This is a genomic window from Uliginosibacterium flavum, from assembly GCF_040566545.1.
Lineage (GTDB): Bacteria > Pseudomonadota > Gammaproteobacteria > Burkholderiales > Rhodocyclaceae > Uliginosibacterium > Uliginosibacterium flavum.
Genome location: NZ_JBEWZI010000031.1, coordinates 1 through 16,864 on the forward strand (window position 1 = coordinate 1; position 16,864 = coordinate 16,864).

A 16,864-nucleotide genomic window follows, 5' to 3' on the forward strand; every position below is an offset into this window, starting at 1 on the left:
GACTCCGTGAGTCGTCATCAATGAAAAGATTGGCTTTGCAAACGGGGGCGTCCATGTATGCGCATCGCGCACGCGGACCCCGCGCTCGTACCTGCACGGCGTCCTTCCGCCGGCTCTGCTGGTGGATGGATGTTTGGGAATGGTGCGCAATGCGCACCCTAAGTTTTGCGGCATGTCTTGCGCACGGAGCTATAGGTGCCCGTAAATCCGCTCCCCGCCTTGCTCTTGGCGATGCCTGTCCGCACAGGCCCGCTGCGCAAGCCTCTCCGGCATGTGCGCATTCCAGGTAAAAAAAGGCCCTCACTCGGGGGAGTGAGGGCCTGAACGGAGACAGATTTGGAGACAGACATCGTAGCGGCCTCTGCAAAAACCGTTACGGCAGCAACGCACGCGGTAAAGTCCTCACTGGGAGCGCTTTGTCGCGAGCGTTTGCTTTCGGGGCACCGGAGTGCTTTCGTCCATTGTACGAACATACCCCGTTGCTTCAATAGGGATTTTCATTACTTGTCAGACAACCCGACGAAAGGTGGTAATCGTGCCGCTTGATTCTCAATTTGCCTTGCTGGCTGGTGGATGCTTCTGGTGTCTGGACGCCGTGTTTCGTGATGTCCACGGGGTAAAAGGTCTTGTTTCAGGCTATATGGGGGGCGAGTTGTCAGACCCCAGCTATGAGGCTGTGTGTTCGGGGACCAGCGGTCATGCCGAGCTCGTGCGCATCGAATTCGACCCGGCGGTGGTGAGCTATCGCGAGTTGCTGGAGGTGTTTTTCGTGATCCACGATCCGACCCAGCTGAATCGGCAGGGCAATGACGTGGGTAGCCAGTACCGCTCGGCAATTTTCTGGCTGGATGAAGCACAGCGCGATTGTGCCCGGCAGATGCTGGCCGAACTGGCGCCGGCTTTTGCCGCGCCCCTCGTGACGGAGCTGAGTCCCGCGACGGTTTTCTATCCGGCCGAGGATTACCACCAGGATTACTTCCGCCGCAATCCCGGGCAGGGTTACTGCGCCTTTGTGGTGGCGCCGAAGCTGCAGAAATTCCGGGCGAAGTTTGCGCGGCTGAAGAAACAGGAAACATGAAAGAAGTTGAACATCTCGGCTCGGGCATCTGGGCCATCGACAGCGGCTATCTGCGCCCGCGCATGGATGCGATCCATCTCATCGTGCAGGATGGCCGCGCGGCGCTGGTGGAGAGCGGTACGACGCATTCGCTGCCGCGCGTGCTGGCGGCTTTGGCCGAAATCGGTATCGCGCCGGAGTGCGTGGACTGGCTGCTGCTGACGCATGTGCATCTGGATCATGCGGGCGGTGCCGGGGCGCTGCTGCAGGTGTTGCCGAACGCGAAACTGGTGGTGCATCCGCGCGGGGCGCGCCACATGATCGAGCCTTCGAAATTATGGGCGGGCACGCTGGCGGTGTATGGCGAGGCGTTTGCGCGCGAGGCTTACGGCGAGCTGGTGCCGGCGCCGACCGGCCGGGTGGTGGAGGCCACGGATGGGCTGGTGATTGATCTGGCGGGCCGCCGGATCGAGGTGCTGGATGCGCCGGGGCATGCGCGCCATCATGTGTGCTATTTCGATACGCAGAGCCGGGGCTGGTTTACGGGCGATGCGTTTGGGCTGTCATATCGTGAAACCGATGCAGACGCTCGGGCTTTCGTGTTTCCCGCGACGACGCCGGTGCAGTTCGATCCGGCGGCGATGCATGCGACGATCGATGCGATGATGGCGCGCGCGCCGGGCAGCATGGTTCTGACGCACTATTCGCGAGTGACGGATTTGCCGCGTCTGGCAGCCGATCTGCATCGACTGATCGATGCGTTTGTGGCGATTGCCGAGGCGGCTGAAAATGTGGCTGATGAGCTGCAGCTTGGGTGGATCAGATCCGGGCTGGAGGCTTTGTTGCGGCGCGAGGCGGTGGAGCAGGGCTGGGGCGTGCAGGGCGATGCGGCGGTGGCGGTGTATGCGTGTGATCTGGATTTGAATGCACAGGGTTTGCAGATATGGTTGAAGAGCAGGCATTAAAGCCGGATCTGGCGCGGCGTTTTGGCGGCGTCGGGCGGCTGTATGGTGAGGCGCTGGCGAGTCGCTTTGCAGCGGCGAAAGTGTGTGTAGTGGGGATTGGCGGCGTCGGTTCCTGGGCGGTCGAGGCATTGGCGCGCAGCGCCGTGGGCCACATCACCCTGATCGATCTGGATAACGTGGCGGAATCGAATGCCAACCGGCAGATCCACGCGCTGGATCCGGTGTGGGGCATGGCCAAGGTGGAGGCGATGCGCGCGCGCATTCTGGCGATCAATCCGGCGTGCGAGGTGCGAGTGGTCGAGGACTTTCTCACGGCCGAGAATATTGACGAGCTGCTGGCAGGGCAGGACGTAGTGATCGATGCCATCGATCAGCCGCGGATCAAGGTCGAGATGATCCTGTGGAGTGCGAAGACCGGTGTTCCTCTGGTGGTGACGGGCGCTGCCGGTGGCAAGCAAGACCCGACGCGGATCCGCGAGGATGATCTGACCCGGACCGAGCAGGACGCGCTGCTCGCCAAGGTGCGTTCGCAGTTGCGCCGCGAACACGGCTTTCCCAAAGACATTCGACGCAAGTTCGGCATCCGTGCGATTTACTCGGATGAGGCGATTCAGCGGCCCGAGCTTTGTGAGACCGGCGATGCGCCGCAGGGGCTGTCCTGCGCCGGTTATGGTTCGGGCGTGTGTGTGACCGCGCCCTTCGGTTTTTTCGCTGCAGCCTGTGCGCTGCGGCTTCTCACTCAAGGCTGATCCATGAACTCCATCATTCTGTTTGCCCATGGTGCGCGTGACCCGGAATGGGCGCGTCCGCTGCAACGATTGCGTGATTCGGTGCTGGCACAGGCGCCGGCTGCCGATGTGCGTCTGGCCTTTCTGGAGTTCATGAGCCCGACGCTGGCCGAAGCGCTGGATGCGGTGGCCCTGGAGGGTGCAACGCGGGCGGAGATCGTGCCGGTGTTCCTGGCGCAGGGCGGGCATGTGAAACGCGATGTGCCGCTGATCCTGCAGGCTGCACGCGAACGTCATCCTAGTCTGGAGATCGTCTTGCGTGATGCGCTGGGCGAGTCTCAGGCCGTGATTGAGGCGATGGCTATTTGTGTGCTCGCTCGCGCCTGAGCTTGTCTCCCTTGGGGGCATCTACATTCCTGAGAGAATCTGCCGTATAAGCGGATTGCCCCCTTTTTTCGGTAACGCACGCCATGCCGATTCACCGCCTGACACCTGATCGCCCTGCGCCGGCAGCCCTTGCCCACGCGGGCGGCGTGTCGATGGGCTTGCGCATAGTTGCGTGCCTGCTGGCTTCTGTCGCTTGTCTTGGTGGTTTGTTGCTGGTTTTCGGCGGGCAGGCGCTGGGGCTCATCGGGCTGAGTGTCGGCGGCTTGCTGGTGCTGGCCTGGATGCTGCTGGATCGTCAGCGCTGGGCGGAACACCTGGCGCGCGCGATGACTGCGGAGCAAAGCTACAGCCGCGCACGTCTGGAGCGGGCGCTGGATGCGACGCAGGATGGTGTGTGGGAGTTTGATGCGCAACGTCAGACCCTGTTCTGCTCTGATCATTGCATGAACCTGACGGGTAATGGCAATGTCCTCGCCTCGCCGCTGCGCTGTTTTCTGCGCTGCCTGAGTCGCGAACAACGTCGTCGTTTGCTGCGCGCTTTGCGCGAGGCCTGGAATGAAGCCGGGCGTTTCGATGAGCTGGTTTCGATCACGCATGCCGATGGCCGCAAGCGCTGGCTGCGGGTGCGCGCCAGCGTCGCTGCGGACCGGACATTCGTGACCGGAGCCTTGTCTGACGTGACGGATGAAGTCGAACTGACGCGCGAACGTGGGCATTACCAGAGTTTCATGGAAGGCGTGATCGATTCCCTGCCTCTTCCCATGTCAGTGAAAAATGCAGCGGGTGTGCTGGTTCTGGCCAATCGCGCCTATTGCCAGGCCATGCATCTGCAGCCCGGCGAAGTCATGGGCCGGCGCGCCCATCAGATGGTGCATAGCGAGATGGCCGAGCGTCTCGAAGAACTGGATCGGCTGGCCCTGGAAACCGGGCGGGCACATGTTCTGGAGGATTGGTTCGACATTTCCCGGGCGCAGCGTCGGGTGTTCCTGCGCATCACCAAGAGTCGTTGTGTCGATCCCAATGGCGATCTCGTGGTGGTGACAACCTATGAAGACCAGAGTGCGCTGCGTGATTACGCCCGGCGCATGGGCGAATTGTCGATGAACGTCGAGGCCTTCGTGCAGCGTCTGATTCGCACGATTCCCCACCCGATTTACGTCAAAAGTGCGGATAGCCGCTACCTGATGGTGAATCCCGCCATTGCCGAGCAATGGGGGCTGCGTACAGAAGACATGATCGGCATGTCTTCGCGCGAGCTGTTCGGGGATGAGCCCGGAATTGCGATCGAGGAGGAAGATCGGCGGGTTCTGGCAGGTGAGGTGATCAGCAAGGAAGACTGCTTGCCCGACAGAAAAACGGGCGTGCCGCGCTACTGGGCAGTCACCAAGGCATTGTGTACCGACGTGGATGGCAATAGCATCATCGTTGGGTCAAATTTTGAAATTACCGGCTTGCGCCGCTCCGAAATCGAGTTGCGTGAAGCCCTTCAGCGGCAGACGAACCTGCGTCAGTTTCTGCAGCAGCTGTTTGACGCCTTGCCGCACCCGATGTTCGTCAAGGATCGACAGCATCGCTACGTCATGACCAATCGTGCGCATGCGCTGTTTCATGGCTGCAACACGGACGGGATTCTAGGCACAACCTCCTTCGAACACGCGGATCCTGACGTGGCTGAGGCCGTGGAGCGCGAGGAGGAGTCGATATTTGATGGGTTTGCCGGCAATGCTGTGATCGAGAGTGAGCACGTGTTGCATGACTGTGAAGGCAAACCGCACCAGACCCTGATCCGCAAGGTGGCGTGTGATGGTGCGGATGGTGAGCGGGTGGTGGTGGGCATTACCTTCGACGTGAGCGAGACACGGGCCCTAGAGCGCGAATTACGCGAAACGCTGACGCGGCAGACGCGAAATCGTGCATTTTTGCAGGATGTCTTTGATGCGATCCCGACGCCGGTAGCGGTGAAGGATGAGCATCACGTCTATGTGATGGCCAATCGTGCGCTGGCCAATGCATATGGCCTGACGCCGGACCGAATGCTCGGCAAAACGACCTGGGATTTCAATTTGCCGGCGGTGGCGCAGGAAACCGTGCTCGCTGATGATCGCCTGTTTTCCATTGGCCCCGGCGTGGTGAGCGAGCGCGAAATCCCCATCCGTTATGCGGATGGAAAACTGCATCGGGTGCATCTGCGCAAGGTTGTCTGTCTCGATCCGGATGGTGCGCGTCTGATCATCACGTCCAACAGCGATGTGACCGATCTGCTGGAAAAGGAGAGTGCGCTGACCGCCAGTCTGCAGCGTCAGACGCGCAGTGGGGAGTTTCTGCAAACCGTGTTCGATGCCTTGCCTTTTGCCACCTACGTCAAGGATGAGCGGCTGTGTTACGTGATGGCCAATACCGCGCTCAGTGAGTTCCATGGTTTGTCCAAGCATGCTTTTGCGGGCAAGCGCGCAGCAGAGCTTGTTTCCGAGTCAACGGCGCAGGAGCTGGAGGCGCTGGATCAGCTATTGCTTGAGCGGGATGATGGCGAGTTGCTCAGCAATGAGCTGTTGATGCGTGATCGCCTGGGGCGCACGCGCAGCATTCTGTCGCACAAGAAGCTGGTTCGCGATGCCGATGGCAAGCGTGTGATCATTGGTCTCAATCAGGACGTAAGCCCTCTGCGCGAGGCCGAGCAAGCACAGCGCCGAGCACTGGAGCGACTCGATACGCTGATCCATAACGCGCCGCTGGGCATTACCCTGCTGGATCGCGAGGGTCATTTCCTGCAGGCCAATCCATGCCTGCAGCGTTTGCTTGGGCGCAGTGAAGAGCAATTGCGCGAGATGTGTTATCAGGACATCGTGCCGCAACGGTTCCTGGTGCAGGGTGACGAAAAGATCGAGGAAATTCGTCGTGCCGGCGTCATGCAGCCCTTTGAGAATTGCTTGCTCGGATCTGATGGGCAGGAGCTGCCGGTGATGGTCAGCGGTGTGCTGGTCGGACGGGGCGAACAAAGTCTGGCTTACTGGCTGCTGGTGCAGGATCTGGTTGAACAGAAGGCCGCCGAGGATGAATTGTTGCGTCATCGTGACCAGTTGCGCGAACTGGTACTTGAGCAGACCGCCGACCTGTTGCAGGCCAAGGAAAATGCCGAACGTGGCAGTGCCGCCAAGTCCGATTTCATCGCCCAGTTGTCGCACGAGTTGCGCACCCCTCTGCACGCCATTTTGAGTTTCGCGCGTCTGGGGGTTGAGCGGGGCGAGCGGCTCACGCCAGACAAGGTTTGTGACTATTTTTCGCGCGTGAGCGAGAGCGGCGAGCGCCTGCTGGGTCTGCTCGACGAGCTGCTGGATCTGGCCAAGCTGGAGGCCGGGCGCGTGAGTCTGAGCCTGCAGCTGGTGGATTTGCCGGCCTTGCTCGACGATGCTGCGCGCGAATTCGAAGCGCTTTTTGTGGCTCATCAGCTGGCCTTGAGTCGCATCGACCTGATGAGCCTGCCGGCGGTGAATATGGATGCGGCGCGCATCGGGCAGGTGCTGCGGAATCTATTGTCCAACGCGGTAAAGTTTGCGCCACCGGGCAGCCGGGTCACACTGCAGACGCGAATTGTGGATGATGGGCGGGGGCGGCGTGCGGGTGAGTCGGTCGAGACCTGCATGGTCGAGATTGCGGTGATCGACGAGGGCCCGGGGATTCCGGCCGAAGAGCTGGAGCAGATCTTTGATCGCTTCACCCAGAGCAGTCTGACCCGCACAGTCGCTGGCGGAACCGGGCTTGGTCTGGCAATCTGTCGCGAGATCGTGTTGGCCCATCGTGGCCAGATCTGCGCGCGTAACCGTCCGGCGGGCGGGGCTGAATTTATTGTGCGCCTGCCTTTGCCGGCTTCGGGTATCGAATCAACTGATGTGAGGAACGATGCATGAGTGCATCTCTTTTGGTACTGGACGATGAACCGCTGAATCTGGAGATCATCGGAGAATATCTGTCCGATACCGGTTACCAGATGAGCTTTTTCGAAGACCCGGAACTGGCCTGGAAAACGCTGAGCGAGCGACCCTACGATTTTGATGTCGTGGTGATGGATCGCATGATGCCCAAGCTGGACGGTCTGTCGATGCTCAAGCTGATCAAGGCCGATCCGCGCATGAAGCATCTGCCGGTGATCATGCAGACGGCGGCCGCCAATCCCGAGCAGGTCAGCGAAGGGCTGGCGGCGGGTGCGCACTATTACCTGACCAAGCCTTTCCGTTCCGAGGCGCTGCTGTCCATCGTGCGCGCAGCGCTGCATGACCGGGCGCGCTGGGCCGATGTGTCGCAGCGCATGGCGAATCATTCGCGCGCGGTGTTGCTGCTCAAAGAGGCGCAATTTGTGCTGACTACGCTGGACGACGCCGAAGCGGTGGCTGGCCTGCTGGCCTTGTCTGCCAAGGATGGTGAAACCGTGGCGATGGGCCTGGCGGAGTTGTTGGTGAATGGCATCGAGCACGGCAATCTGGGTATTGATTTCAAGACCAAGTCTCGCCTCAAGAGCGATGAATGCTGGCTGGATGAAGTCTTGCGTCGCCAGGCGCTGCCGGAAAACGCTGACAAGCGGGTGGCTGTCAGCGTGAGAAAAGATGAGCAGATGATGACGGTAAGGATCTCCGATCAGGGGCCGGGCTTTGCCTGGCAGGAATTCCTGACCATCTCGCCGGATCGCGCTTTTGCGCCGAATGGCCGGGGCATCGCGGTCTCACGCCAGATGGCGTTTACCGCACTGGCTTACCATGGCAATGGCAACACGGTGGAAGTGAGCTTTCCGCTGGGCGACGGTGAGCGCTGAGTGCCGGGCTGGATGAACAACAGAATAGAAATTGAGGGCTCAAAGTGAGTTTTCGCAAATTTAGAGTACTGGTCGCCGACGACACCCAGGCTAATCGCGCCTTGCTGCGCGCTTACCTGAATCGTCTGGAATTCCAGATTCTGATGGCCGAGGACGGTGAGGAGGCGCTGGCGCTCTACAAGGCCGAGCGTCCTGACATCGTGCTGATGGATCTGATGATGCCGAAGATGGATGGCTTCGAAGCGATCAAGCATATCCGTGCGCTGGGCGGGGATCGCTGGGTGCCGATTGTCATCGTCTCGGCCATGGATGCCGAATACGACGTGGTGCGCGGGCTTGAGGCCGGCGCTGACGATTATCTGAACAAACCATTGTCCTATCAGGTGTTCGCTGCCAAGATGCAGAATTTGGCGCGCGCGCTGGAATTCCAGGTCAGCCGCGAGGAGGCGCGCCAGCGTGAGGCGGCCGTGTCGGATGCGGTCGTGGATGGCATTCTGACCTTTGATGCGGTATTTCGCGTGGTTGGCGCCAATCGTTCAGCGGCAGGCGTATTCGGCTGCCAGGAGAGCGAGTTGCACGGCATGGACATCCGCGCCCTGCTACTCGATTCGACGGGCGTCGGGCGCTGGGAGGCCGCGTTCAGCGCGCATTTGAGTGGCAGCGACCAGCGCTTTATCGGCAGCCTGTGCGAGGTGATCGGACGGCGTCTGGATGGCCGGCGTTTTCCCGGTGAAATCTGTATCAGTGAATTGCCGGTGGCGGATCGTCGTCTGTTCATTGCCGTGGTGCGCGACATCAGCGAACGCAAACGAGTCGAACGCCAACTGGCTGATAACGCGGCGCGCCTGCAGCAATACCACGATGAGGCCGAAGCCGAAGCCGAGCTGGCCAAAGACATCATGGAACGTCACATCCGGCGTGATGCGCTGGAGCAGAGTGGCGTGCAGCATTGCGTAATGCCGACGCACCGTTTCTCCGGCGATATCGTGCTGGCGGCGCGTTCCAAGCGCGGCAAGCTGTATGCCATGCTGGCCGATGCCACCGGGCACGGCCTGGCCGCCGCGATGAGCGGGCTGGCCATCGTGAATGACTTCTATCGCGCGGTGGAAGAGGAAATGCCCCTGCGCCGCATGGTGTTGATGCTCAATAACGCGCTCACCGAGTTGCTGCCGGTCGGGCGCTTTGTGTCAGCCGGACTGGTCGTGCTGGATCAGGAGGTGCGCAGCGGGTCGTTGTGGCTGGGCGGCGTGCCGGACGTGCTGTGTTTCGGGCCGGATGGTCGTGTGGTGGAGCGTTTTGTCGCCGACCAATTGCCGCTGGGAATCGAGATCTGGCAAGCCGAAGACGTGATGATCCAGCAGCTGGAATGGGCCGACAATTCGCAGCTGTTGCTGTGCTCGGATGGTCTGATCGAGGCCGAAGGTCATGCCGGCATGGCCTTCGGTTTCGAAGGCGTCCAGGCTGCCGTCGAGGCAGCTGGCGGGGATAACCGGCTGGATGCCCTGCGCCTGGCGCTGCATCGTCATCTGGGCGAATTGGCCGGGCACGACGATATTTCAATGCTCCTACTGGATTTGCCAGCTTGATAGCGGGCTGTCCGTAGAGTCGCGCCTGATGGCGCTGTGCGAGGGGGCTGCCTGCACAGGCTTGCCCTGCGGCTCTCTTCAGATGGGCTTTCTGTAGAAGCCCGTCGAATGCGGCTCTTCAGTCAGTGCAGGATGCTGTCGTCTTCCAGTTGACTGTCGCCATCCAGCCAGTGCCGCGCGGCGCGTTCCGTCTCGAAAATCCGGATATCCGCTTCCGTGAAAAACTGTGATAGCCACGCCCCCCAGGTGACAAACTGGTCATCGGTGAGCAGGGCAACTTTGCGGAAAGAGGTTGGATTGGCGCGCACGTAGCGCCATTCTTCGAGGGCAACGTCGAGTGAGTAGCCCGTCATGCTGCGCAGATCGAAGAGCAGGTCGATGGGGCCGTTGAACTGTACGCGGTAGTTTGATGCAGCTTCAAAGGCCTTGCAGTCCGCCAGGGTCATCGTTCCATAGGCGCGCATTTCAACGCGTTCGGGCATCAGGTCGGTGGTGATCATGGTGCATCTCCTCGGGCGAGTTTTTATCGCGGAAGACTCTTCACGACGCGATCAGCCGGAAGGCTTCCACGTTTTGACTATAGAAGTGCTCAGTCGCCGCCGCCATGTCTTGCCACCTGACGTGCCCATACCGCCGGATGAGTGGCGATCACGCCCGCTATGATGATCATCAGGATGCCGGCCCAGGACAGCATGGACAATTTGTCGCCCCACAGCAGCGCGCCGAACAGGCTGGAGAAGATCACCGTGCTGTAGCCGAGGCTGGCGGTCACGATGGCCTTGCCTATGCTGAAGGCGCGCGTCAGAGCCAGCTGGCCAAGGCCGCCGCACAAGCCCACGGCCAGCAGAAAGCCCCATTCCTGCGTGCTTGCCTGGCTTGGTGAGGAGGACTGGAGCAGCGTCAGCGGCAATGCCAGCAGTGCATTGGTGGCGGAGAAAATGAAGACGGTGCGCCACTCCGGCTCACCCGCGCGCCCCAGAGAGCGCAGATTCAACTGGGCGACGCAGGCCAGAAATGCCGAACCCAGACCGAGCACACCGCCCAGCCACTGGTCTTGCGACAGGCTTGGCTGCAGCACCAGCGCTACGCCGAATAATCCCAGCAGCAGCGCGCCGAGTACGGCCGGCGGCGGCGTCTGGCGCAATGACAGCACGCCAGCCAGAAACAGCGCCGAGGTGTTGTTCAGCGTCACCGCAGTGGCCAGCGGCAGGCGCGCAATCGCGCTGAAATACATCAGCATAGCCAGACTGCCCGCGACGGAGCGGTAGAGATGGCTTTTCCAGTGTGGCGAGCGCAATTGCTGGCGCTGCCACAGGATCCAGGCCCCGATCAGCAGCACCGGCACCAGCCCGCGCATGCCCACAGTCTGGCCGACATTGAAAAAGCCGCCGGCCAGCTTGACGCAGGCGCCCATGGTGGCGAACAGGAAACAGGCCAGCAACATCCACAGGGCGTTCATCGAGCATCCATCAAAATAAAAACGGCGTCAGACAAGTGCCTGACGCCGTGCTGAGCATACCGCCTGTGGTGGCGGCCGGTTTCAATGCTTGTCAAAGAATTGTTCGTTCTCCGTTGAGCCCTTCAGCGCCGTGGTGGACGATTGATTGCCCTCGATGCATTGGGTGACGACATCAAAGTAGCCGGTGCCGACCTCGCGCTGGTGTTTCACCGCCGTGAAGCCGCGCTCGGCGGCGGCGAATTCAGCCTGTTGCATTTCGACGAAGGCGCTCATGTTCTCGCGCGCATAGCCATAGGCCAGGTTGAACATCGAGTAGTTCAGGCTGTGGAAGCCGGCCAGGGTGATGAACTGGAATTTGTAGCCCATCGCGCCCAGCTCATGCTGGAATTTTGCGATGGTCGCGTCATCCAGATTCTTCTTCCAGTTGAAGGATGGCGAGCAGTTGTAGGCCAACATCTTGCCGGGGAATTTTGCATGAATCGCCTCGGCGAAAGAGCGGGCGTAGGCCAGATCCGGCTTGCCGGTTTCGCACCACACCAGATCGGCGAAGGGCGCGTAGGCCAAGCCGCGCGAGATGGCCTGCTCCAGCCCGGCGCGGGTGCGGTAGAAGCCTTCCTGAGTGCGCTCGCCGGTGCAGAAGGGCAGGTCGTTGGGGTCGACATCAGAGGTCAGCAGGTCGGCCGCCTCCGCATCGGTGCGCGCCACCAGCAAAGTCGGCACGCCCAGCACATCGGCCGCCAGTCGCGCTGCGATCAGCTTGGCGACGGCTTCACGCGTTGGCACCAGCACCTTGCCGCCCATGTGGCCGCATTTCTTCACCGAGGCCAGTTGATCCTCGAAGTGCACGCCCGCCGCGCCAGCCTCGATCATCGCCTTCATCAGCTCGTAGGCATTCAGCACGCCGCCGAAACCGGCTTCTGCATCGGCCACGATGGGCGCGAAGTAATCCACCCAGTCCGCGTCGCCCGGGTTATGGCCCTCCGACCACTGGATCTGGTCGGCACGCGTGAAGGTGTTGTTGATCTTGCGCACGACTGCCGGCACCGAATCAGCCGGGTAGAGCGACTGATCCGGATACATCTGGCCAGCCAGATTGGCATCGGCAGCGACCTGCCAGCCCGACAGGTAAATCGCCTTCAGCCCGGCCTTGACCTGCTGCATGGCCTGATTGCCGGTCAGCGCGCCGAGCGCGTTGACGAAGGGCGTGGCCGTAAGTAACAGCCATAATTGCTCGGCGCCGCGCTGGGCGAGCGAGTTTTCGACGTGGAGCGAACCGCGCAGACGCACCACGTCTTCCGCCGTATAACTGCGGCGAATGCCTTGCCAGCGTGGGTTGTCCTGCCAGTCCTGCTCAAGTTTCCTGATTTGTTCGCTGCGGGTCATGCCGGCTCTCCTGTGATGGGGGTCCGCCGGCAGAGAAATTGTTATGACCGGCGCAAAACCAGTATAGGAAAATATGTGCTGCAAAGCAGCAAAACAGCCCTAGGGGTTTTCTCTAGTTTGGGTGCTGTGCAGCATTGTCGGGATAGCCGCTTCCCGCGCCCCTGTGCAGATGGGGGGCTGAAGATGCCCGCTGCGAGCGGCTCTTCAATGGAGTCAGCGACAGATAGTGTTGGTCAATACGTGAGGGGCGTTCCGGATCGCCACGTCGCAGTGTTGCGCTCCGTCTCGCGGGCATCAGTTCTGGCGGTGCCGACATGCACATCACCAACTGCGACGACATCAATGTGCTTGCTGTCGCCCGCAAGGGCTCGGCTGTGGAAGCGCTGATGCTCGTTCGCTCGACACTGGAACTGTCGGTCCCGCAGCCCTTGGCTGCGCTCACGCAGCAAAGTGCCGGTTTCACTAAATCAAGCGAGCCGCAGATTCTTGGGCTCGCGCCCTGAATGAACGCAGTGCGTTGCAAATGGGTTTTGAAATAAAAAAAGGCGACCGCAAGGCCGCCTTTTCTATTTCGTGCGGGCTGATTTATTTGATCAGCAGTGACTCCATCGACTGACCTGCCGACAGCGCTGCGGCAACCCACAGCGGCTGGCGGCCACGGCCGGTCCATACCTGGGCTGCATCGGCCGGGTTGCGATACTTCGGCGCAACCTTGGTCTTGACCTTGGTGGAGACCTTCTTGGTGCGCGGAGCCTTCGTGCCGGCGACGGCCTTGACGGGCTTGCTGCCCAGCAGGGATTCGAGCGAGGTGCCGGCATCGCTGGCCATCTTCTTGAGTTTCTTCAGCAGATCAGCTTTTGAATTGCTGGCACGCTTGGTGACTTCAGCTTTGATGGCTTCGGCGGCTTGGGTCAGATCCTTGTCCGAAGCCTTGTTCAATTGCGATTTGGTGAATAGCATGATTTTCCTTATTGATTGAGGGATATGTGGTTTGAACCAGCAGGGTAATTTGCGCGGGCAAACTTTGAATAGATTTCAAAAAAATGCCGAGTGACGCAGATTTTGCCATCAATAATTAACGCAGCGCAAATTATTGATGCAGCCGCCTTATCTGCGTGGCGCAGAATTGCGCGGATTCAGGCGCGCGGATGGTGGTCGTGATGCAGCTGTTTCAGCCGTTCCTGAGCAACATGGGTGTAAATCTGCGTCGTCGAAATATCGGCATGGCCCAGCAGCAATTGCACTACGCGCAAATCTGCGCCGTGATTCAGCAGGTGCGTGGCAAAGGCGTGGCGCAGCGTGTGCGGCGAAATCTGATTCTCCGCAATGCCGGCCTGACGGGCATGGTTCTTGACGGTATTCCAGAACATCTGGCGTGTCATGGCACTGCCGAAACGCGTGATGAATACCGCATCGCACGGAGCTTTCAGCAGCACCGGGCGAGCCTCCTGCAGATAACGCTGCACCCATTCCAGCGCCCATTCACCCAGCGGCACCAGACGTTCTTTTGAACCCTTGCCGGTGACGCGCACGATGCCCTGGGTGAAATCCATTTCATTGATTTTCAGATTCACCAGTTCGGAGACGCGCAGGCCGCTGGCGTAAATCGTTTCGAGCATGGCGCGGTCGCGCAGGCCGAAGGGCGATTCAAGGTCCGGTGCGGCGAGCAGGTTTTCTACCTGGGTTTCGCTCAGGGTTTTCGGGAAGCGATCCACTGTGCCGGGGTTGCCCAGATCCAGCGTCGGGTCTTTGGCGATGCGTTGATTCAACAGTTGCAGGCGGTAAAAACGCCGCAGTGCCGACATGATGCGGCGCTGAGTAGAGGGTTTGTTGCGCGCCGATATTTCGCCAAGATATTTCGCCAGAGTGACCTGGTCGGCAGCAATCAATTCAAGCGCGGAATGGGTTTGCAGCCAGTTGGCGAATAGCTGTAAATCGCTGCGATAAGATTCGAGCGTGTTTTTGGCCAGGCCGTCCTGCAGCCACACGTCGTCGATAAAGGCGTCGATATCCGGGTGCGGTGCGTTGGCAGCATCCATTTACAAAGCGCCTTCGTGGCGCAGCAGCCAGCGTTTGGTATCGAGCAGCCAGCCGTCCTGCGCATGGGCGAAGCCGCCGATACCCGCCTTGGCCAGCACGCGATGGCAGGGCGTGATCAACGGGAAGGGGTTGGCGCCGCAGGCCCGGCCGACCGCGCGAGCCGCCGAATTCAGATCAAGCGCTAGTTCGCCGTAATTGCGTGTCTGGCCTGCCGGAATGCTCCGGATGCCTTGCCACACGCGTTGTTGAAATGCCGTGCCGCGCGGGGCGAGGGGCAGGGAGATTGAATGCTGCGGGTTGGCGAGATATTTTTCGATTTGATCGAGGAATAAGGCCGGCAATTCGCCACGAGCTGATTCGAGCGGTGTGTCAGGCGGCAGAAAAACAATGTCTTCAATTTCGCCTGCCGCATTCTGGCGCAGCCCGAGACGGCAAGTGGGCAGCACGGCGAGCGGGAGGATGGCCCGGGAGCTGTTCATATTTTCAATCCTTGCGCCCCAGCAAGGCTTCGCGCAGGGATTCCTGCGCCACGTGTTCGCCGAGCCAGACTCGCATCAAGGCATTGAAAAAATCTTCGCCGGGAATATCCTTGCCGTGCTGACTATTATTGACGATCAGGCGGGTGCCAGTGTCGGGCAGATAATCCAGCTGGATGCGGGTTTTTTCTGGCGAGGCGCTGAATTTGAGCATGGTGCTGCGCAGGGTTTCGATGCGCGTATCAAGTTTTCGCAATTCGTCCTTGCTCAGATTCTTGTGCAGAAATTCAATCAAGGCATCGGCCAGCTGTTCGCCGCTGATTTCGCGCAGGGTCACGATCTGGATGCGGCGCGGCCCCTTGCTGGCTAGCGCGCTGCTGACGGTGTCGGATTTTTGCGGCAGGTAAAGGCCGATTGCATAGACCTTGAACATCAGCCGGTTGCGCATGCCAGCGCCGTTGAGCATCAGCTCGCTGTCGCCTAGCGTGATCCTGTCGGCGAAATTGACGCCGGCCACTTCCGTGGCTGCGGCCTGACTGCCCAGGCCAAACAGTCCGAAGCTCAGTACGAGCAGCAAGCTTGGCCAGCGCATGTTTCTGCGCCTCAGAGCGATGCCCGCCGCAGGACTATGCTGCAAATCATCAGGATGGTGGCAAAGCCTTCCTTTGTCATTTGCGAATTTCCCCATTGCCGAACACGATCCATTTTTGCGAGGTCAGGCCTTCCAGGCCGACCGGGCCGCGGGCGTGAATCTTGTCAGTCGAGATGCCGATTTCGGCACCCAGTCCATATTCGAAACCATCCGCAAAGCGGGTCGAGGCATTCACCATCACCGAGGCTGAATCCACTTCGCGAATGAAGCGCATGGCGCGTGTGTAATTCTCGGTGACGATGCTGTCGGTGTGCATCGAGCTGTAATGGTTGATGTGCTCGATCGCTTCGTCCAGTCCGGCCACGACCTTCACCGCGATGATCGGCGCCAGATATTCCTCGGCCCAATCCGATTCGGCCGCCTCCTTCAGGAAGCGCTCCAGGCTTGGATCTGCAGACAGGATGGCCAGAGACTCAGGGCAGGCGCGCATCTCCACGCCCTTGCCCGCGAGCATGGCGCCCACGGCCGGCAGCAGCTCGGCGGCACGCGAACGCGCCACCAGCAGTGATTCGGCCGTGTTGCAGGTGCCGTAGCGCTGGGTCTTGCTGTTTTCGACGATGGGCAGGGCCTTGGCGGCGTCTGCTGCATCGTCCAGATAAACGTGGCAGTTGCCATCCAGATGCTTGATCACTGGCACGCGCGCGTCGCGGCTGATGCGCTCGATCAGGCCCTTGCCGCCACGCGGCACGATCACGTCGACGAATTCAGGCATGGTGATCAGATCGCCCACGGCCGCGCGGTCGGTGGTTTCCACCACTTGCACGCCGGCTGCGGGCAGACCGGCTTCGGCCAGACCTTCGCGTACGCAGGCGGCTATCGCCTGATTGCAGTGGAGTGCTTCCTTGCCGCCGCGCAGGATCGCCGCATTGCCGCTCTTCAGGCACAGGCCTGCGGCGTCGGCAGTCACATTCGGACGCGCCTCGTAAATGATGCCGATCACGCCCAGCGGCACGCGCATGTGGCCGACCTGGATGCCAGAGGGGCGGCGCTTCATGTCGGTGATCTCGCCAATCGGATCAGGCAGGGAAGCAATCTGCTCCAGCCCGGCGGCCATCGATTCGACGCCTTTGGCTGTCAGGGTCAGGCGGTCGAGCATCGCCGGCTCCAGTCCGTCGGCGCGGGCTTGTTCGAGATCGCGCGCATTCGCGGCGAGTAGCTCTTCACTGCGCGTGCGGATCTTCGCCGCGATGGCGCACAGCGCGGTGTTCTTGGCCTCGGTGGAAGCCGCGGCCATCAGACGCGAGGCGGCGCGGGCCTTTTGGCCGAGGTCTTGCATGTAGGTCTTGATGTCCATATTCAACAAACCAGAAGTGAAGCCGGGTGAGCC

16 protein-coding genes are annotated in these 16,864 nt (G+C 60.8%); 8 read left to right on the plus strand and 8 right to left on the minus strand.

Features of this window, described 5'->3' with window-relative positions:
* Positions 1-535: 535 nt before the first annotated feature.
* The 7 genes from msrA to ABXR19_RS18630 all read left to right on the plus strand — a co-directional run bounded on the left by msrA (position 536) and on the right by ABXR19_RS18630 (position 9,527).
* Complete coding sequence (gene msrA / locus ABXR19_RS18600; protein WP_354602658.1) at positions 536-1,078, plus strand: peptide-methionine (S)-S-oxide reductase MsrA; 543 nt, start codon at positions 536-538, stop codon at positions 1,076-1,078.
* Positions 1,075-2,022, plus strand: coding sequence for an MBL fold metallo-hydrolase (locus ABXR19_RS18605; RefSeq protein WP_354602659.1), 948 nt, complete (start codon positions 1,075-1,077; stop codon positions 2,020-2,022). The genes msrA and ABXR19_RS18605 overlap by 4 nt, the downstream gene beginning before the upstream one ends.
* On the plus strand, positions 2,001-2,771 hold the full coding sequence (locus ABXR19_RS18610; protein ID WP_354602660.1) for a tRNA threonylcarbamoyladenosine dehydratase: 771 nt from the start codon (positions 2,001-2,003) through the stop codon (positions 2,769-2,771). The genes ABXR19_RS18605 and ABXR19_RS18610 overlap by 22 nt, the downstream gene beginning before the upstream one ends.
* A gap of 3 nt (positions 2,772-2,774) precedes the next feature.
* Positions 2,775-3,137: a sirohydrochlorin chelatase gene (locus ABXR19_RS18615; protein WP_354602661.1), complete on the plus strand. Its 363-nt coding sequence runs from the start codon at positions 2,775-2,777 to the stop codon at positions 3,135-3,137.
* An 83-nt stretch (positions 3,138-3,220) separates the two neighbouring features.
* Positions 3,221-7,042: a PAS domain-containing sensor histidine kinase gene (locus tag ABXR19_RS18620; protein ID WP_354602662.1), complete on the plus strand. Its 3,822-nt coding sequence runs from the start codon at positions 3,221-3,223 to the stop codon at positions 7,040-7,042.
* Positions 7,039-7,941 (plus strand): response regulator, encoded by a 903-nt coding sequence (locus tag ABXR19_RS18625; RefSeq protein ID WP_354602663.1) that lies wholly within the window; start codon positions 7,039-7,041, stop codon positions 7,939-7,941. Before ABXR19_RS18620 ends, ABXR19_RS18625 begins: the two co-directional genes overlap by 4 nt.
* 44 nt (positions 7,942-7,985) lie before the next feature.
* On the plus strand, positions 7,986-9,527 hold the full coding sequence (locus ABXR19_RS18630) for a response regulator (RefSeq protein ID WP_354602664.1): 1,542 nt from the start codon (positions 7,986-7,988) through the stop codon (positions 9,525-9,527).
* A gap of 122 nt (positions 9,528-9,649) precedes the next feature.
* Here the strand turns inward: ABXR19_RS18630 and ABXR19_RS18635 are convergent, their stop codons facing one another.
* From ABXR19_RS18635 to aceA, 3 genes are all read right to left on the minus strand, one after another.
* Positions 9,650-10,027, minus strand: coding sequence for a SpoIIAA family protein (locus ABXR19_RS18635; RefSeq protein ID WP_354602665.1), 378 nt, complete (start codon positions 10,025-10,027; stop codon positions 9,650-9,652).
* 89 nt (positions 10,028-10,116) lie between these two features.
* Positions 10,117-10,986, minus strand: a complete 870-nt coding sequence (locus ABXR19_RS18640) for a DMT family transporter (RefSeq protein ID WP_354602666.1) — start codon at positions 10,984-10,986, stop codon at positions 10,117-10,119.
* A gap of 81 nt (positions 10,987-11,067) precedes the next feature.
* On the minus strand, positions 11,068-12,369 hold the full coding sequence (gene aceA, locus ABXR19_RS18645; RefSeq protein ID WP_354602667.1) for an isocitrate lyase: 1,302 nt from the start codon (positions 12,367-12,369) through the stop codon (positions 11,068-11,070).
* Positions 12,370-12,683: 314 nt separating this feature from the next.
* On the opposite strand from aceA, the gene ABXR19_RS18650 reads away from it, so the two are divergent.
* Positions 12,684-12,872 (plus strand): hypothetical protein, encoded by a 189-nt coding sequence (locus ABXR19_RS18650; RefSeq protein WP_354602668.1) that lies wholly within the window; start codon positions 12,684-12,686, stop codon positions 12,870-12,872.
* 82 nt (positions 12,873-12,954) lie between these two features.
* Here the strand turns inward: ABXR19_RS18650 and ABXR19_RS18655 are convergent, their stop codons facing one another.
* The 5 genes from ABXR19_RS18655 to ABXR19_RS18675 form a co-directional block, all read right to left on the minus strand.
* Positions 12,955-13,329 carry an H-NS histone family protein gene (locus ABXR19_RS18655; protein WP_354602669.1) on the minus strand — a complete coding sequence of 125 codons (375 nt, stop codon included), beginning with the start codon at positions 13,327-13,329 and terminating at the stop codon, positions 12,955-12,957.
* Between the two features lie 176 nt (positions 13,330-13,505).
* Entirely contained in the window at positions 13,506-14,408 is a 903-nt protein-coding gene (xerD, locus tag ABXR19_RS18660) for a site-specific tyrosine recombinase XerD (protein ID WP_354602670.1), read from the minus strand.
* The gene (locus tag ABXR19_RS18665; protein ID WP_354602671.1) at positions 14,409-14,888 is read right to left on the minus strand and encodes a methylated-DNA--[protein]-cysteine S-methyltransferase; all 480 of its coding nucleotides are present in this window, start codon (positions 14,886-14,888) and stop codon (positions 14,409-14,411) included.
* A 4-nt stretch (positions 14,889-14,892) separates the two neighbouring features.
* A complete protein-coding gene (locus ABXR19_RS18670) occupies positions 14,893-15,477 on the minus strand; it encodes a chalcone isomerase family protein (RefSeq protein ID WP_354602672.1) in 585 nt (194 codons plus the stop codon).
* Between the two features lie 76 nt (positions 15,478-15,553).
* On the minus strand, positions 15,554-16,831 hold the full coding sequence (locus ABXR19_RS18675) for a glutamate-5-semialdehyde dehydrogenase (RefSeq protein WP_354602673.1): 1,278 nt from the start codon (positions 16,829-16,831) through the stop codon (positions 15,554-15,556).
* Positions 16,832-16,864: the final 33 nt, after the last annotated feature.

What these genes read in the sequence shown, in the direction of transcription:
- ABXR19_RS18650 (WP_354602668.1), top strand. Translation starts at nt 12,684, where the DNA reads ATGCACATCACCAACTGCGACGACATCAATGTGCTTGCTGTCGCCCGC.
- ABXR19_RS18605 (WP_354602659.1), top strand. Translation starts at nt 1,075, where the DNA reads ATGAAAGAAGTTGAACATCTCGGCTCGGGCATCTGGGCCATCGACAGC.
- ABXR19_RS18675 (WP_354602673.1), bottom strand. Translation starts at nt 16,831, where the DNA reads ATGGACATCAAGACCTACATGCAAGACCTCGGCCAAAAGGCCCGCGCC.
- ABXR19_RS18670 (WP_354602672.1), bottom strand. Translation starts at nt 15,477, where the DNA reads ATGCGCTGGCCAAGCTTGCTGCTCGTACTGAGCTTCGGACTGTTTGGC.
- aceA (WP_354602667.1), bottom strand. Translation starts at nt 12,369, where the DNA reads ATGACCCGCAGCGAACAAATCAGGAAACTTGAGCAGGACTGGCAGGAC.
- ABXR19_RS18640 (WP_354602666.1), bottom strand. Translation starts at nt 10,986, where the DNA reads ATGAACGCCCTGTGGATGTTGCTGGCCTGTTTCCTGTTCGCCACCATG.
- ABXR19_RS18620 (WP_354602662.1), top strand. Translation starts at nt 3,221, where the DNA reads ATGCCGATTCACCGCCTGACACCTGATCGCCCTGCGCCGGCAGCCCTT.
- ABXR19_RS18665 (WP_354602671.1), bottom strand. Translation starts at nt 14,888, where the DNA reads ATGAACAGCTCCCGGGCCATCCTCCCGCTCGCCGTGCTGCCCACTTGC.
- ABXR19_RS18635 (WP_354602665.1), bottom strand. Translation starts at nt 10,027, where the DNA reads ATGATCACCACCGACCTGATGCCCGAACGCGTTGAAATGCGCGCCTAT.
- xerD (WP_354602670.1), bottom strand. Translation starts at nt 14,408, where the DNA reads ATGGATGCTGCCAACGCACCGCACCCGGATATCGACGCCTTTATCGAC.
- ABXR19_RS18625 (WP_354602663.1), top strand. Translation starts at nt 7,039, where the DNA reads ATGAGTGCATCTCTTTTGGTACTGGACGATGAACCGCTGAATCTGGAG.
- ABXR19_RS18615 (WP_354602661.1), top strand. Translation starts at nt 2,775, where the DNA reads ATGAACTCCATCATTCTGTTTGCCCATGGTGCGCGTGACCCGGAATGG.
- ABXR19_RS18655 (WP_354602669.1), bottom strand. Translation starts at nt 13,329, where the DNA reads ATGCTATTCACCAAATCGCAATTGAACAAGGCTTCGGACAAGGATCTG.
- ABXR19_RS18610 (WP_354602660.1), top strand. Translation starts at nt 2,001, where the DNA reads ATGGTTGAAGAGCAGGCATTAAAGCCGGATCTGGCGCGGCGTTTTGGC.